The 15,350-nt window shown below is 67.9% G+C and carries 12 protein-coding genes; 5 read left to right on the top strand and 7 right to left on the bottom strand.

Annotated elements, in window-relative coordinates; all coding sequences use genetic code 11:
• Positions 1 to 104: 104 nt before the first annotated feature.
• Genes AC0IYU_RS04770 through AC0IYU_RS04750 form a run of 5 tightly spaced genes read right to left on the bottom strand, consistent with a single transcriptional unit; the run spans position 105 to position 5,609 of the window.
• On the bottom strand, positions 105 to 968 hold the full coding sequence (locus AC0IYU_RS04770) for a class I fructose-bisphosphate aldolase (protein WP_472113669.1): 864 nt from the start codon (positions 966 to 968) through the stop codon (positions 105 to 107).
• 33 nt (positions 969 to 1,001) lie between these two features.
• On the bottom strand, positions 1,002 to 1,982 hold the full coding sequence (locus AC0IYU_RS04765) for an aldo/keto reductase (RefSeq protein WP_472114337.1): 981 nt from the start codon (positions 1,980 to 1,982) through the stop codon (positions 1,002 to 1,004).
• Positions 1,983 to 1,993: 11 nt separating this feature from the next.
• The gene (locus tag AC0IYU_RS04760) at positions 1,994 to 3,022 is read right to left on the bottom strand and encodes an ABC transporter permease (protein ID WP_435438920.1); all 1,029 of its coding nucleotides are present in this window, start codon (positions 3,020 to 3,022) and stop codon (positions 1,994 to 1,996) included.
• The gene (locus tag AC0IYU_RS04755) at positions 3,019 to 4,539 is read right to left on the bottom strand and encodes a sugar ABC transporter ATP-binding protein (RefSeq protein WP_472113666.1); all 1,521 of its coding nucleotides are present in this window, start codon (positions 4,537 to 4,539) and stop codon (positions 3,019 to 3,021) included. Before AC0IYU_RS04755 ends, AC0IYU_RS04760 begins: the two co-directional genes overlap by 4 nt.
• 14 nt (positions 4,540 to 4,553) lie before the next feature.
• Entirely contained in the window at positions 4,554 to 5,609 is a 1,056-nt protein-coding gene (locus AC0IYU_RS04750; RefSeq protein WP_435487134.1) for a substrate-binding domain-containing protein, read from the bottom strand.
• Between the two features lie 180 nt (positions 5,610 to 5,789).
• Between AC0IYU_RS04750 and AC0IYU_RS04745 the strand changes: the two genes are divergently transcribed.
• Genes AC0IYU_RS04745 through AC0IYU_RS04735 form a run of 3 tightly spaced genes read left to right on the top strand, consistent with a single transcriptional unit; the run spans position 5,790 to position 9,807 of the window.
• Positions 5,790 to 7,277, top strand: a complete 1,488-nt coding sequence (locus tag AC0IYU_RS04745) for an FGGY family carbohydrate kinase (RefSeq protein WP_472113663.1) — start codon at positions 5,790 to 5,792, stop codon at positions 7,275 to 7,277.
• Positions 7,274 to 9,055, top strand: a complete 1,782-nt coding sequence (locus AC0IYU_RS04740) for a glycerol-3-phosphate dehydrogenase/oxidase (RefSeq protein WP_472113660.1) — start codon at positions 7,274 to 7,276, stop codon at positions 9,053 to 9,055. Before AC0IYU_RS04745 ends, AC0IYU_RS04740 begins: the two co-directional genes overlap by 4 nt.
• Entirely contained in the window at positions 9,052 to 9,807 is a 756-nt protein-coding gene (locus AC0IYU_RS04735) for a GntR family transcriptional regulator (RefSeq protein WP_472113657.1), read from the top strand. Before AC0IYU_RS04740 ends, AC0IYU_RS04735 begins: the two co-directional genes overlap by 4 nt.
• Positions 9,808 to 9,817: 10 nt before the next feature.
• Here AC0IYU_RS04735 and AC0IYU_RS04730 read toward each other — a convergent pair whose 3' ends face one another.
• A complete protein-coding gene (locus tag AC0IYU_RS04730) occupies positions 9,818 to 10,708 on the bottom strand; it encodes a DMT family transporter (RefSeq protein WP_472113653.1) in 891 nt (296 codons plus the stop codon).
• A gap of 102 nt (positions 10,709 to 10,810) precedes the next feature.
• Between AC0IYU_RS04730 and AC0IYU_RS04725 the strand changes: the two genes are divergently transcribed.
• Both AC0IYU_RS04725 and AC0IYU_RS04720 read left to right on the top strand, forming a co-directional pair.
• A complete protein-coding gene (locus AC0IYU_RS04725; protein WP_472113650.1) occupies positions 10,811 to 11,581 on the top strand; it encodes a hypothetical protein in 771 nt (256 codons plus the stop codon).
• Positions 11,578 to 12,066, top strand: coding sequence for a type II toxin-antitoxin system VapC family toxin (locus AC0IYU_RS04720; RefSeq protein WP_472113647.1), 489 nt, complete (start codon positions 11,578 to 11,580; stop codon positions 12,064 to 12,066). The genes AC0IYU_RS04725 and AC0IYU_RS04720 overlap by 4 nt, the downstream gene beginning before the upstream one ends.
• 21 nt (positions 12,067 to 12,087) lie before the next feature.
• On the opposite strand, the gene uvrA is transcribed toward AC0IYU_RS04720, so the two are convergent.
• Positions 12,088 to 15,120 carry an excinuclease ABC subunit UvrA gene (gene uvrA, locus AC0IYU_RS04715; RefSeq protein WP_472114334.1) on the bottom strand — a complete coding sequence of 1,011 codons (3,033 nt, stop codon included), beginning with the start codon at positions 15,118 to 15,120 and terminating at the stop codon, positions 12,088 to 12,090.
• Positions 15,121 to 15,350 lie beyond the last annotated feature (230 nt).

Below are 15,350 nucleotides of genomic sequence, written 5' to 3'. Positions count from 1 at the left end.
CTCGCAAAAGTGCGCGCGCAGGGGCGCACCCGGCCGGCGGCGAGTCCGCCGCCGGCCGTCCAGCCTCTCCCTCTCCTCGTTGTCGACGGCGCTACGTCGTCACATCACATTGCTTTTTTCTGCGCGCCGCCCGATTCGTAGATGTCCCACGCCTCCTTGGCGCTCGCGCCGCGGTGAATCATGGCCATCAGTGCGTCCACCACCGCCGACGGATTGGCATGCTGGTACACGTTGCGTCCGTACACCATGCCGACAGCGCCCTGGTCCATGAGCACGCGCGAGCGTGAGAACACCTGCTGCAGGTCTTCGCGTCCGCCGCCGCGCACGAGCACGGGGCAGCGCGCGGCCTGCACCACGCGGTGGAACTCGGCGGGGTCGGTGGTGGGGTCGGCCTTGACGATGTCGGCACCCATCTCGCGCGCCAGGCGCACGAGCGTGACGATCTTCTCGGCGTCGCCGTCGACCATGTAGCCGCCTTGCTCGCTGTGCGGGCGCATCACCAGCGGCTCGATCATCAGCGGCATTCCGTAGCGGTCGCAGTCGGCGCGCACGCGCGAAATGTTCTGCACGCACTGGCGGAACAGGTCGGGCTCGTTCGGCAGCATGAACAGGTTCACCACCACGCAGGCCGCGTCGCGCTGCACCGCGGGCAGCACCGGGTCGTGCTCGTTCTGCAGCAGCGCCCACATCACGCGGTGCGCGGTGGCGTTATAGGGGTTGCCCATGTCGATGCGCTGCACCAGCGCGGGCTTGTCTCGGCCCGGTCGGTCCTGCAGCAGGTCGGCCTGGCCGTGGTTGAGCTGCAGCGCGTCGGGGCGCGCGGCCACCAGCTTGTCGACGACGGCGGGCATGTCTTCCAGGCCGTTGAGGAACGAGGGCTCGTTGCACACGCCGTGGTCGAGCGCGATGTCCAGGCAGCGCCCGTGGGTCAGCAGCCGGTTCAGGCGTGCGGTCTTGTCCTTCGACATACGAAAAGGTCCTTGTGTGGGGGGTGAAGAAGATCAGGCCAGCGTGTGCAGGTACTTGCCCGCCGCCGCATCGATGAGTTGCAGCGCGTCGTCTCGCAGCGCGAGCGAGCCCGCGGCCGCGTTCTCCACGGCCTGCTTGCTCACGCGCGCGCCGCACAGCGCCACCTGCACGCTGCCGCGCGCCAGCGTCCACGCGATCATCAATTGGCCGAACGAGCATTCGAGGTGCGTGCGCAACGGCTCCAGTTCGTCGAAGAAGGCCTTGAGCTTCGCGCGGTTGTCCGCGCTGAAGCGCGGGTTGGTGGCGCGCTGGTCGTCGCCGGTGAACTGGCGTGCGGGGTCGATGGGGCCGGCGAGCAGGCCCAGCGCCAGCGACGAGTAGCCCAGCACCGCCACGTTGTGCTCGCTGCACAGCGGCACCAGCGTCTGCTCGATCTCGCGGTCGATCAGGCTGTAGCGCTCCTGCGCCGCATCGACCGGGCCGTAGCGCAGGTACTCGGCGAGCGTTTCGGGGCTCACGTTGCTCACGCCGATGGCGCGGATCTTTCCCTGCTTCTTGAGTTCGAGCAGCGCGTCCATGGTCTCGGCCACGGGCGTGGTGCTGTCCTGCCAGTGCGTGATGTACAGGTCGATGTAGTCGGTCTGCAGGCGCTTCAAGCTCTGCTCGCATTCGTGGAAGACCGATTCGCGCCCCAGGTAGCGGTACACCGGATGCCCGTCTTCTTCGAAGAAGTGCGTTCCCTTCTGCGTGTGCCACACCAGCCCGCACTTGGTGGCGATCACGGCCTCCTGGCGGCGGCCTTTCAAGGCCGTGCCGACGATGCTTTCCGAGCGCCCGAGCCCGTAGGCCGGCGCGGTGTCGATCAGGGTCACGCCCGCGTCCAGCGAGGCCTGGATGGCCAGCACGGCGGCTGCGTTGTCCCCGCCGCCCCACATCCAGCCGCCCATGGCCCAGGTGCCCAGGCCGATGGCCGAGCATTCGATGCCCGAGGGGCCCAGGGTGGTCTTCTTCATCGCTGCGTTGTTCATCGCTTGGTCTTTCTCGTGTTCATGAGGTGGTCGATGGTCACGGCCGCGAGCAGGATCAGGCCCTTGATCACGTCCTGCCAGTAAGGCGACACGTCCAGCAGGATGAGCGAGCTGGTCACTACCGACAGCAGCGCCAGGCCCAGCACCGCGCCCAGCACCGTGCCCGAGCCGCCCTTCAGGCTGGCCCCGCCGATGACGGCGGCGGCGATCACGTTGAGCTCCATGCCCACGCCGAAGGTGGGCGTGGCGGCGCCGAAGCGCGCCGTGTAGATCACGCCGGCCAGGCCCGCGGAGGCCGAGCACAGCACCGTGACCCAGAACTTCACATGGCCCACGCGAATGCCCGAGTACAGCGCGGCCTTCTCGTTGCTGCCCGTGTAGAACACGCGGCGCAACAGCGAGGCGCGGCGCAGCACGAAGTCGCTCACCACCACGATCGCCAGGAAGATCAGGATCACGGCCGGAATGCCGAACAGCGTGCCCTGGCCGATGAACTTGAACTCCGCCGGCAGCGAGAACAGCGACTGCGGCGTGCCCTGCGTGAGCGCCAGGCACAGGCCGCGCACGATGACCATGAACGCCAGCGAGGCGATGAAGTGGTTCAGCCCGATGCGCGTGACGCAGCCGCCGATCATCGCGCCGATGCCCGCGCTGGCCGCAATGGCGATCAGCCCCGCCGTCCACGGGTCGAACCCCATGAGGAAGAGCTTGCCCGTGACCACCATCGCGAAGCACACCACCGAGCCCACCGACAGGTCGATGCCGCCGACGATCAGCAGGATGGTCATGCCCACCACCACGATGCCCTCGATGGAGAAGGACAGCAGCATCGCGCGCACGTTGTCCCAGGTCAGGAAGTAGGGCGACGCGAAGCTCATGGCCACGCACAGCACCGCGATGATGAGCAGCAGCCCCATCTCGCGCATGCTGGTGAGCTTGTTGGCGGGCTTCAGGGGGCCGCCGCCTTGCTGTCGTGGCGCGAGGCCCGCGGGCGCCCCCGCGTCGAGTTGTGCCGGGTAGTTCATGCTGTTTCCTGTTCGCAAAGTCCGGAGGCCAGCCGCAGCAGCGCCTCTTCCGTCATGTCGTTGTCTTGCACTTCGCCGGCCAGCCGGCCGTCGCGGATCACCAGCGCGCGGTCGCACAGCCCGATGATCTCGGGCAGCTCCGAAGAGATCACCACCACGCCCACGCCCTGGTTCGCCAGTTCGCGCAGGATGTGATGGATCTCCGACTTGGCCCCCACGTCCACGCCGCGCGTGGGCTCGTCCATCAGCAGCACCGAGGGGTGCGTGGCCAGCAGCTTGGCGATGGCCACCTTTTGCTGGTTGCCGCCCGACAGGCTGGCCACGTCGATGTCCACGCCGTCGCTCTTGAGCTTGAGCTTGGCGCCCAGCGCCACAGCCAGCTTGTGCTCGGCCGCGCGCTGCAGCAGGCCGAAGCGCGAACTCACGCGCTTGAGCGCCATCGAGGCGATGTTCTGCGCAATGGGCAGGTCGAGGTACACGCCCGCCGCCTTGCGGTCTTCGCTGAGGTAGGCGATGCCTTCGCGCAGCGCGTCGCTGTACCTGCGGATCGTCAATGCCTTGCCGCGCAGGCGCACCGTGCCGCGCGTGGCCGTGCGCAGGCCGCACACGGTTTCGGCGAGTTCGCTGCGGCCCGCGCCCATGAGGCCCGCGATGCCGAGGATCTCGCCGCGCTTCAACGTGAACGAGATGCCGTGCACGCGCTCGCCGTCGGCGATGTCGCGCACTTCGAGCACCGGCTCGCCGTGGGTTGCATCGTCCTGCTTCGGCGGGTAGTAGTTGCCCAGGTCGCGCCCGACCATGCGGCGCACCAGGCCGTCCGCGTTCAGTTCGGCCAGCGGCCCGCTGTGCACGTTGCGCCCGTCGCGCAGCACCGTCACGCGCGAGCAGTGCGCAAAGATCTCGGCCATGCGGTGGCTGATGTAGATGATGCCGATGCCCTGGTCCTTCAGGTCGTGCAGCACCTTGAAGAGCGCGGCCGATTCGTTGTCGGTGAGCGCGGCGGTCGGCTCGTCGAGGATGAGCACCTTGCAGTCGAGCGTGAGCGCCTTGGCGATCTCGATGAGCTGCTGCGTGGAGATGCTCAGGTCCTTCACCAGGCAGGCGGGGTCCACGTCCTGGCCCAGCCGCTGCAGCACCCTGGCGGCGCGCTCGTTCAGGCTGGCGTAGTTCATCCACGCGTGCTTGCCGGCGTTGATCTCCTGCATGAAGATGTTCTCGGCCACGGTGGCGTCGGCGCACAGGGCGATTTCCTGGTGCACCAGGCCGATGCCCAGGCGCATGGCATGCGCCGGGCCGTCGATGACCACCTGCTGCCCGTCGAGCGAGATCTCGCCCTCGTCGGGCCGGTGGATGCCGTCGATGATGTTCATCAGCGTGGACTTGCCCGCGCCGTTCTCGCCGCACAGCGCGTGGATCTCGCCGCGCTGCAGCGAGAAGTCCACCCCCGTGAGCGCGCGCGAAGCGCCGAAGCGCTTGCTGATGCCGCGCAGTTCGAGCAAGGCGCCCGTGGCGCTCATGGCGGTCTCCTGGCTCACTCGCCGATTCCCTTGGTGCCGCGGCGCGCGAGGTACTTGTCCCAGTAGAAGTCGTCGGCGTTGGCCTTGCTGACCACCGCCAGGCCGTTGTCCAGGAAGGGCACGGCCATCGGGTTGGTGCCGTTGCGCTTGGCGTCGTTCATCGGGTCGATGAGGCCCGGGTTCTTCGCCAGGAACAGCATCATCATGCCCATGTAGCCCTGCATGCCCTGGTTCGGGTTGATGGAGCCGAACACGTCGCCCGACTTGATCATGTCCAGGATCTTGGCGTTCACGTCGCAGCACATCACCTTGATGTTCTTCTTGCTCTCGACCTTGGCCTGCGCCGCGCCCAGCGCCGAGTTGGCCTCGGGCATGAACAGCGCGCCCAGGTTCGGGTTGGCCTGCGCCAGGCTCAGCACGGCCTGGTAGGCCTTGTTCGGGTCCTGGTTGCTGGCGGCGCGGCCGACCAGCTTCATGCCCGGGTGCTTGGTCTTCATTCGGTTCACGAAGGCGGCGATGCGGCGGTCGTGGTTGTCCTGGCCCGGGTTCTCCAGCACGGCGTATTCGCCCTTGCCGCCCATCGACGCGGCAATCGCGTCGGCCGCCTGCGTGCCTTCACGGTCGTTGTCCGAGGTGATGAACGAGGTGCGCTTGGAGTTGGGCGAGTCGGCCGCGAAGGTGACCACCGGAATGCCCATCGCCGCCGCGCGGTTGATGGGCTCGATGAACGGGTCCGGGTTCATCGGGTGCAGCAGGATGCCCGCGGGCTTGCGCGCCAGCTCCTGCTCGAAGGACGCGAGCTGCTTGTTCACGTCGTACTCCGGCGTGCCGGTGTAGCGCGTGCGAACGCCCAGCGTGCGGCCGAGCTGCTTCATCATTTCGTAGACCGGAAACCAGTACTCCACGCCCGACACCATCACGTTCATCACGTAGACGTCGCTGGCGTTGCCGCGCAAACCGGCGCCTGCCGCACCGGCTGCCGGGGCGGCGGCTTGCTGCTGCGCGAATGCGCTCGCGCCGGCCAGGCCGATGCCGGCGGCCGCTGCGGACTTCAGGAAATTTCGCCTCATTTTTTGTCTCCTCGCGTTGGGTGGCTCAACTTGCGGTGCTGCCCTTTCGGGGCAGCGCTTTGATCCTCTGTGTCACGACAGTTGTTATGACAGGTAGAATGTAAGCGCAGCGAGTTTGAAGCGATAACTAGGGGAAACGCTACTGGCAAGCCGCTTTTATTCCGCCGAAGCTGTTATGACATGAAGCCCAACATACTCATCGGCATCGACATGGGGTCGAGCAGCCTGAAAGCCCTGGCCCTCGAAGCCGGGAGCGGCCGGGCCGTCGCCCTGTCCCGAATGCAATTGCCGCACGACCGGCTGCCTGGCGGGGGATGCGAGGTGGCCGCCACGGCCATCCGCGCGGCCCTGACCCACGTGCTGCGCGACGTCGCCCACCAGCTCGGCGCCCGCGTGGCCGAGGTCCGCGCCATCGGCTGCACGGGCCACGGCGCGGGGCTCTACGCGCTCGACGCGAAGAACGAACTGGTGGGCGGCAGGGCGGTCGCCTCGACCGACCAGCGCGCCGACGCGCGTGCGCGCTCCCTGGCGGCGAGCCATGGCAAGGCGCTCTTCGCGGACGTCGGCTGCCAGCCGTGGCCGGGGCAACCGACCGTGATCGCGGCGGAGCTGCTCGGCACCGACGCCGTGCAGCGTGGCGCGGTGCGCCGGCTGCTGTTCGCCAAGGACTACCTCGGTTTTCTGCTGACAGGCGAAATTGCCACCGACGCGAGCGACGCGAGCACTGCGGGGCTGGTGGCCATCGCCACGGGCGGCTGGTCGCAGGCGGCCTTCGACGCATCCGGCATCGCCGACCTCGGGCCGCGTGCCTTCGGCCCGCTGGTGACCAGCGGCGAGGTCGTCGGCACGCTGCGGCCGGCCGAAGCCGCGCTGTGCGGCCTGCCGGCCGGCATTCCTGTCGCGATGGGCGCCATCGACCTGCTGGCCTCCATGACGGCCATCTGCGCCGAGGGAAGAGGGCGTGCGGTGTCGGTCTTCGGCACGTGGTGCGTCAACGCGGTGATCGGGCCGGTGATCGAGCCCAAGCCCGATGTCGCGGCGGTCGTGAACTTCGGCCGCGCCGACAGGCGGCTCTACATGGAGAACAGCCCGTCCTCCATGGCCAACATCGCATGGCTGGCCGGCGTGCTGGGCCTGCCCGATGCGCGCGCGGTGGTCGACCTGGCGATGTCGGTGCCGCTGGGCGCCGGCGGCCTGCGCTTCCTGCCGTTCGTGAACGGCGGCGGGGGTGTGACGGCGGGCTTCGTGGGCCTCAAGAGCCATCACACGCGCGGCGACATGGCGCGTGCGGTGGTCGATGCGGTCGCCGCGCTGCATGCGCGCCACACCGCGCGCCTTGCGGCCTGCGGCCTGCCGGTGTCCGCATCGACCGTGCTCGGCGGCGGTGCGAGCGACACGCGGCTCGTGCGGCTGCTGGCCTCGTTCCTCGGCCGTCCGGTCGAACGCTGCGCCGACGACGAGACCGGCGCGCGCGGCGCGGCGCTCTACGCCGCCATGTCGCAAGGCATCGACCGCGCCGCGCAAGGCAGCGCGCTTCTCGCGCCCTGCGACACCGTCGAACCCGACGCCGCCCAGGCGCGCGCCCATGCCGACTTCAACGCCGGCTTCAACGAACTGATCGACACCATGTCCCCTGTGTTTTCCCACCTGGTCGGAGCCGCGCAATGAGCGCCTGGCAACTGCCCTTCGTGCGTCCGGCTGCCCTGGCCGACCGCCATTTCTCCACCGTGATCGTCGGCGCCGGCATCAACGGCGTGGGCGTGTTCCGCGACCTCTGCCTGCAGCGCGTGGACTGCCTCATCGTCGACAAGGGCGACTTCAGCGCGGGCGCCAGCAGCGCGCCGTCGCGCATGATCCACGGCGGCCTGCGCTACCTGGAGAACGGCAGCTTCTCGCTGGTGGCCGAGGCCACGCGCGAGCGCAACCTGCTGCTGCGCAACGCACCGCACCTGGTGCAGCCGCTGAAGACGGTGGTGCCGCTGTCGAGCTTCTTCGGCGGCCTCATGAGCAGCGCGCTCAAGTTCTTCGGCCGCACGCCGCCGCAGCGCACGCGCGGCCTGCTGGCCGTGGCCGCGGGCCTGCGGCTGTACGACCTGCTGGGCCGCCGCCAGCGCGTGATGCCCAACCACCGCATCGCCCGCGTGCCGCCGGCCGACCGCAACCTGTTCCGCGCGGCGGTGCGCTGGACCGCCACCTTCTTCGATGCGTGGATCAGCCACCCCGAGTGGCTGGTGCTCGAACTCATCGGCGACGCCTGCCGCGACCAGCCGCGCTCGGCCGCCGCCAACTACTGCCGCGTGATGGGCTGCGCGGGCAACATCCTCACGCTGCGCGACGAGATCACCGGCGCGCTGGTGCGCGTGACGGCCGACACGGTGGTGAACGCCAGCGGCGCGTGGCTGGACCGCAGCACGGCGGTGCTCGGTGGCGCGGGCTCGCGCATCAAGTCCCGGGTGATGGGCACCAAGGGTTCGCACCTGGTGCTCGACCACCCCGCGCTGCGCGACGCGCTCGAAGGCCGCATGGCGTACTTCGAGGCGGTGGACGGGCGCGTGTGCATCGTCTATCCGTTCCTGGACCGCGTGCTGGTGGGCTCCACCGACATTCCGGTGGACGACCCCGACCAGATCGGCACCGAGCCGGCCGAGGTCGACTACCTGCTCGAGGTGCTGGCGGAGGTGTTCCCGAACCTGGCTTTCGGGCGCGGCAATGTGGTCTACACCTACGTCGGCGTGCGCCCGCTCGCGCGCTCCGACGCCGACAAGCCCGGCCAGATCTCGCGCGACCATTCGGTGGTGGTCGACCTGCCGAACGCGTCGCGCGACATTCCGATCGTCGGCCTCGTCGGCGGCAAGTGGACGACCTTCCGCGCGCTCGCGGAAGAAGCCACCGACGAAGTGCTGCGGCAGCTGGGCCGCCCGCGCACGGCGTCCACGGAGCTGATTCCCATCGGCGGCGGCGCGGAGCTGCCGGGCGATGCCCACGCGACGGCGCGCTTTCTCGACCGCATGGTGGCGTCGTCGGGCGTGGGCCGCGCGCGGGCGCAGGCACTGCTGGGCCGCTACGGCTCGAAGGCGCTGGCGCTGGCGCAGCGCCTCGGGGCCTCGGGCGACGTGCCGCTGCAGCATGCGCCCGACTACTCGGTGGCCGAACTCTCCTACCTGTGCCTGGAAACCGGCGTGGTCCACCTCGACGACCTGGTGATCCGCCGAACCCTGCTGGCGATTCGCGGCCTCGTCACCGACGCCGTGCTGGCGGAGATGGCGGGCATCGCTGCCGAAGCGCTCGGCTGGGACGCACGGCAGGCCCACGACGAGCTTCAGGCCTGCGCCACCGCGTTGCGCGATCGGCACGGCGTGGGCCTTTCGCCGATGGCGGCGCGGGCGCACACCGCTTTCGATGCATCATTGACGACACCTCAGGCCGCAGGCCAGCCCTCCACGTGAACTCTTCGACCGATACCTCGACCGTGCTCGACCGCGGCTCCGAATCTCCCCTGTGGGCCCAGTTTCGCGACGCGCTTCGCCTGCAGATCCTGCAGGGCGTGCTGCCCATCGGCGCCAAGCTGCCGTCGGAAGCCGAGCTCGGCGAGCAGTTCGGCATCTCGCGCATCGTGGTGCGCGAAGCCCTGGCCGACCTGGTGCGCAACAACCTCATCTACAAGATCAAGGGCCGCGGCGCCTTCGTGTCGGCGCGCGAGCGCGACGAAGACTTCGTCTCCACCGTGCTCGGCTTCTCCGACGAGATGGAGCGCAAGGGCCGCTCGGTGCGCACGCAGATCCTCACGCAGGAGCTGCGCGCGCCTACCGAGCAGGAGGCCGCGTCGCTCGGCCTGACCGACGGCACGCAGGTGGTGGCGCTCAAGCGCCTGCGCAGCGTGGACGGCGAGCTGCGCCTGCTGGTGGAAACCGTGGTGCCCGCGGACCTGGCGCCGGGGCTGCACCGCACGCGGCTGGACGACCGCTCGCTCTACGACGTGCTGCGCCGCCAGTACGGCCTGCGCCTGGTGCGCGCCGAACGCTGGATCGACGCGGTGCTGCCCGATGCGGCCACCTGCGAACTGCTGAACTTGCCCACACCGGAGCCGCTGTTGCGCATCGAGTCGATCGCCTACGGTGCCAACGGAAGGCCGCTGGAGCACTACCGCGCGCTGCACCGCTGCAAGACCAGCCGCCTGCACGTGCAGACGACGACCTGAATCCGCCCGCTCAGGCCTTCGCGGCGGCGCGCGAGGGCAGCAGCACCGAGGCGATGGCCACCACCATCAGCACCATTGCCACCCCGTCCTGCCAGTGCACGGCCTCGCCGAGCCACACCGCGCCGCTGAACACGCCGAGCACCGGGATGAACATCACGCTCAGCGTCGAGGCAATGGGCGGCAGGCCGCGCGCCAGGTAGAACCATGCGGCGTGCGCAAAGCCGAAGATCAGCACCGCGTTGTAGCCGATCGACCCCCACGCCACGCTCCCCGGCCAGGCCAGCCGGTCCCGCTCGAACAGCAGCGAAAGCACGGTCATCACCACCGCGGTCATCGCCGTCATCCAGAAGGAGATCGTGAGCGTCGGCAGCCCGATGCGCGTGTGGCGCAGCTGCTGCGTGCCCAGTGCCCACGTGGCGGCGGCCACCAGCGCCAGCGCCACATAGCCGGGCCGCCCCGACAGGTCGGTGAGCTCGTGCCACAGCAGCAGCCCCACCCCGACCGCGCAGGCGCCCACACCCAGCCATGCACGGCGCGTGAGCACGGCCGAGAACAGCAGCGCGCCGATGACGGCGGAGAACACCGGCATCGTGTAGCCCAGGATCGCCGCGCGCCCGCCCGAGAGCGCCTTCACCGCGAGGATGATGCAGGCGTGCCAGATGAACATGTTGGTCGCGCCCAGCCACACCAGCTCGGGCCACGCGCTGCGCGGCACGCGGAACGGCACCTTGAGCCACACCAGCGCGAGGCCCAGCACGGGCAGGCCGAGCCAGATCGAGATGGCGCGAAAGCCGAGCGGCGGGTAGTCGGCCACGCCGAGCTTCATCACCGGCCAGTTGAAGCCCCGCACGAGGGTCAGGAGAACGAGAAGAACGAGCTGGCGCGGGGTGAAGGAAGGCATGGGCCGCGATTGTGGCGCGGCCCGCGTATTCGTACAGGTACGTCATGGACGTGGACTTTCTGTGGCCCTACGAAAAAGGGCCTGCACCCCTAGAATGCTTTTATGGAAGCACAAGAGCTTTTGATTGCTTTGCACGACGAGTCGGCGGGATACGAAATCTCGCCCGACAGAGTACCGATGTCCGTGCTGCGGAACTTTGCCAAGGACGTGGATGAGTTTTTGCGTGGGGATGGCAACGACATAGATACCAATGCGCTGGAAGTCTCTGTTGTCGATGGATCGCTGGGCATCCGAACAGCGCCGACTGCCAACCCCGTTTTGATGAGTGATTTGCGAAAACTTGCAAACGATCAGCAGATGGATGGCGTCAGTTTGAAGCGGCGCGCGGTCATCGAGAGGTGGCAGAAAAACGCGCGCAGCGGGCGTCAGTGGCGTGTGAGCATTGCATCAAATTTCCTGCCCGAGGCTATTGTCATCAGTGGCGGATCTGATTTTCGTTCCGACGACGCTGATCAGTGGGTTCGTGTCGAGCGCTATGTGCGTGGCGAGATCGAGGACATGGGAGGGCACAGCAAGCCGAATGCCCATATTCGCCTGCCCGATGGCAAGGCACTCCTCGTGGAGGCGGCACGTGAAATGCTTCGAGACGAAAAGGTCAACCGCCTGTACAAGCCCGCGATGATCCGGATCGTTGCCGAATACAACGTGGTGACGCGTGAATACCGAGGTGCGCGATTGCTTGAATTCATTGAGCATGAAAGCCGGTTCGATGAAAAGGCTCTCGATCGCCTCACCCAGCGCGGGGCCAAGGCATGGCGAGATGTGCCCGATGCGGGCACCTGGGTCGATGAGCTTCGGGGAAGCAAAGAGTGATTGCGATCCTGCTCGATACGAGCTATCTGATCTCGTTGGCCGATCCGGCACGTGCTCATCATCAAGTCGCGGTCAGCTATCTTCGAGAAGCCTTGAAGCGCGGTGTGCCGCTGTACCTTTCGGCAGTCGTCGCTTCGGAATTTCAGGTCAAGCAGGCGGTGACCGATCTCCCATTGCGCAATTTCGAAGTGCTGCCATTCAATATCGACCACGCCATGCAGGCTGGCTTGTTGATGCGAGATATCAAGCGGGATGTTGGTGACGATCGCAGCGCCGTGAAAGACGACATCAAGCTGATTGCTCAGGCAATCTGCGAATCGCTGACTCATATCCTTACAGAAGACGCCCAGACCTTGGTGAAGTACCTCGACCGCCTGAACAAGGCAGGCACCAGCAGCGTGAAGTCAATTTTGCTGGCCGATGGTTTCGATTCAGCCTGGTTTGACAATGGACAGAGGGCGCTGTTGAACGAACCGAACGATTGAACGTTGCCGCTCAAGCGGTTCTCAGTTTGGTAGTAGCCGCTTGAGGTAACGCCCCGTGTGGCTCGCCTCGTTCGCCGCAATGTCTTCCGGCGTGCCTTCGCCCACCACCGTGCCTCCGCCCGCGCCACCTTCGGGCCCCATGTCGATCAGCCAGTCGGCCGTCTTGATGACGTCCAGGTTGTGCTCGATCACCACGATGGTGTTGCCCGCGTCGCGCAGCTGGTGCAGCACCTTCAGCAGCAGCTCGATGTCGGCGAAGTGCAGGCCGGTGGTCGGCTCGTCCAGGATGTACAGCGTGCGGCCGGTGTCGCGCTTGCTGAGCTCCAGCGCGAGCTTCACGCGCTGCGCCTCGCCGCCCGACAGCGTGGTGGCCGACTGGCCCAGCTTGATGTAGCTCAGCCCCACGTCCAGCAGCGTGCGCAGCTTGCGCTCGATGGTGGGCACGGCCTTCAGGAACTCGTGCGCGGTCTCCACCGTCATCTCGAGGATCTGCGCGATGTTCCTGCCCTTGTAGAGCACCTCGAGCGTCTCGCGGTTGTAGCGCTGGCCGTGGCATACCTCGCAGGGCACGTACACGTCGGGCAGGAAGTGCATCTCCACCTTTACCACGCCGTCGCCCTGGCAGGCCTCGCAGCGCCCGCCGGCCACGTTGAAGCTGAAGCGGCCCGGGCCGTAGCCGCGCTCGCGCGCGGTGTTGGTCTCGGCCATCAGCTCGCGGATGGGCGTGAACAGGCCCGTGTAGGTGGCCGGGTTGCTGCGCGGCGTGCGGCCGATGGGGCTCTGGTCGACGTTGATGACCTTGTCGAAGTACTCGATGCCCTCGATGGCCTCGTGCGCGGCCGGCTCCTCGTGCGCGCGGTACAGTGTGCGCGCCACGGCGGTGTAGAGCGTGTCGTTCACCAGCGTCGACTTGCCCGAGCCCGACACGCCCGTCACGCAGGTCAAGAGGCCGACCGGGAAGGCCACGCTCACGTTCTTCAGGTTGTTGCCGGTGGCGTGGACCACGCGAATTTCCTGCAGGTCGCTTTGCGAGGCCAGGTGCGCCGCTTCGCGCGCGGCGCGCCGTTCGGCCGCCGGGCTGGGCGCGAAGCGAGAGGCCTTCTTGCCTTCGTTGAAGGCGGCTTTCTTGACCACCGGGAGCCAGGCGGTGCGGTGTTTGGGCACCTCGATCCTGCGCACGCCCGAGAGGTACTGGCCGGTGAGCGATTCGGGGTTGGCCGACACCTCGGCATAGGTGCCCTGCGCCATCACGCGGCCGCCGTGCACGCCCGCGCCGGGGCCCATGTCGATCACGTGGTCGGCGGCGTGGATCATGTCCTCGTCGTGCTCGACCACGATCACGCTGTTGCCGATGTCGCGCAGGTGCTTCAGCGTGCCGATGAGCCGGTCGTTGTCGCGCTGGTGCAGGCCGATGCTGGGCTCGTCGAGCACGTACATCACGCCGGTGAGGCCCGAGCCGATCTGCGAGGCCAGGCGAATGCGCTGCGCCTCGCCGCCCGAGAGCGTCTCGGCGCTTCGGTCCAGGCTCAGGTAGTTCAGGCCCACGTCGTTCAAAAACTTCAGGCGCAGGCCGATCTCGCGCACCACCTTGTCGGCGATGTCGGCCTTGGAGCCGCGCAGCTTGAGGTTCTGGAACCAGGCCAGCGAGTCGCGCAAGGTGAGATGGCTGAGCTCGAAGATGGCCATGCGGGGCGGCTCGCCGCCGTCTGCCGGACGCGCCGATTCGTCCACCAGGAACACGTTGCGCGCCTCGCGCCGCAGGCGGGAACCGCCGCAGTCGGGGCAGGGCTGCAGGTTGCGAAAGCGCGCGAGGTCTTCGCGCACCATCACCGAGTCGGTCTCGCGGTAGCGCCGCGCCATGTTCGGGATGATCCCCTCGAAGGGGTGCTTCTTCGTGAGCTTCTTGCCCACGAAGTTGCCCGACTCCATGGTGTAGTTGAACTTGATCTCCTCGGCGGCCGAGCCGTTCAGCAACACCTGCTGCACCGAGGCGGGCAGTGACTCGAAGGGCGCGTCGACGTCGAACTTGTAGTGCTTGGCGACGCTCTCGATCATGCTGAAGTAGTAGCCGTTGCGCCGGTCCCAGCCCTTGATGGCGCCGCTGGCGATCGACAGCGACGGAAAGGCCACCACCCGTGCCGGGTCGAACACCTCGCGGTGGCCCAGGCCGTCGCAACTGGGGCAGGCGCCCACGGGCGAGTTGAACGAGAACAGGCGCGGCTCCAGCTCCGACAGCGAGTAGTGGCAGATCGGGCAGGCGAACTTGGCGTTGAACAGGTGCTCCTTGTCGGCCGCGCCCGCAGCGCCATCGGCGCTGCCTTCCGGCCTTGCGCCCAGCTCCAGCGCGATGGCGCGGCCCTCGGCCAGGCGCAGCGCGGCCTCGAAGCTCTCGGCCAGGCGCTGCTGCATGTCTGGGCGCGCGCGCAGGCGGTCGATGACCACGTCGATGTCGTGCTTCTCGGTCTTCTTGAGCTTGGGCAGGTCGTTGTATTCGTAGGTTTGCCCGTCGACGCGAAAGCGCACATAGCCCGCGGCCTGCATCTCGGTGAACAGCTCGAGGAACTCGCCCTTCTTCTCGCGCGCCACGGGCGCCAGGATCATCAGGCGCGGCTCGCCGGGCAGGGCCAGCGTGGCGTCGACCATCTGCGACACCGTCTGCGCCTGCAGCGGCAGGTGGTGGTCGGGGCAGTAGGGCGTGCCGGCGCGCGCGTACAGCAGGCGCAGGTAGTCGTGAATTTCGGTCACCGTGCCCACGGTGGAGCGCGGGTTGTGGCTGGTGGCCTTCTGCTCGATGCTGATGGCGGGCGACAGCCCCTCGATCACGTCGACGTCGGGCTTGTCCATGAGCTGCAGGAACTGCCGCGCATAGGCCGACAGGCTCTCGACGTAGCGCCGCTGCCCTTCGGCATACAGCGTGTCGAACGCCAGGCTCGACTTGCCCGAGCCCGACAGCCCGGTGATGACCACCAGCTTGTTGCGCGGAATGTCGAGGTCGACGTTCTTCAGGTTGTGGGTGCGCGCACCGCGGATGCTGATGCGCTGCTGCGCAAGCACGGCGCCGAGGTAGGTGTCGCGTTCGCGCTGGGCGTCACGTTCGCGCTCCTCGCGTTCGGCGTGTTCAGCGCGATGTTCGGCTTGTTCAGTGGCTTTGGAATTCAAAGGGGGCGATCGTCCGAGGGCAACCGGACATGATAGTCCGCCGGGCATTTCATGGCGAGCGGGCGGCTTCTGTCGGGCTGGGGGCGGGGCTGTCCGGCGGACTATCATGTCCGGTTGCCCTCGGA

The sequence above is a fragment of the Variovorax sp. AC103 genome (genome assembly GCF_979254005.1).
The sequence above is the reverse complement of the archived record's forward strand: the minus strand, read 5'-3'. Positions and strand labels throughout refer to the sequence as shown.

Coding starts and splice junctions, on each gene's coding strand:
- AC0IYU_RS04765 (WP_472114337.1), bottom strand. CDS start 1,982: ATGAAGAAGACCACCCTGGGCCCCTCGGGCATCGAATGCTCGGCCATC.
- AC0IYU_RS04760 (WP_435438920.1), bottom strand. CDS start 3,022: ATGAACTACCCGGCACAACTCGACGCGGGGGCGCCCGCGGGCCTCGCG.
- AC0IYU_RS04725 (WP_472113650.1), top strand. CDS start 10,811: ATGGAAGCACAAGAGCTTTTGATTGCTTTGCACGACGAGTCGGCGGGA.
- AC0IYU_RS04750 (WP_435487134.1), bottom strand. CDS start 5,609: ATGAGGCGAAATTTCCTGAAGTCCGCAGCGGCCGCCGGCATCGGCCTG.
- AC0IYU_RS04745 (WP_472113663.1), top strand. CDS start 5,790: ATGAAGCCCAACATACTCATCGGCATCGACATGGGGTCGAGCAGCCTG.
- AC0IYU_RS04755 (WP_472113666.1), bottom strand. CDS start 4,539: ATGAGCGCCACGGGCGCCTTGCTCGAACTGCGCGGCATCAGCAAGCGC.
- AC0IYU_RS04740 (WP_472113660.1), top strand. CDS start 7,274: ATGAGCGCCTGGCAACTGCCCTTCGTGCGTCCGGCTGCCCTGGCCGAC.
- AC0IYU_RS04770 (WP_472113669.1), bottom strand. CDS start 968: ATGTCGAAGGACAAGACCGCACGCCTGAACCGGCTGCTGACCCACGGG.
- AC0IYU_RS04730 (WP_472113653.1), bottom strand. CDS start 10,708: ATGCCTTCCTTCACCCCGCGCCAGCTCGTTCTTCTCGTTCTCCTGACC.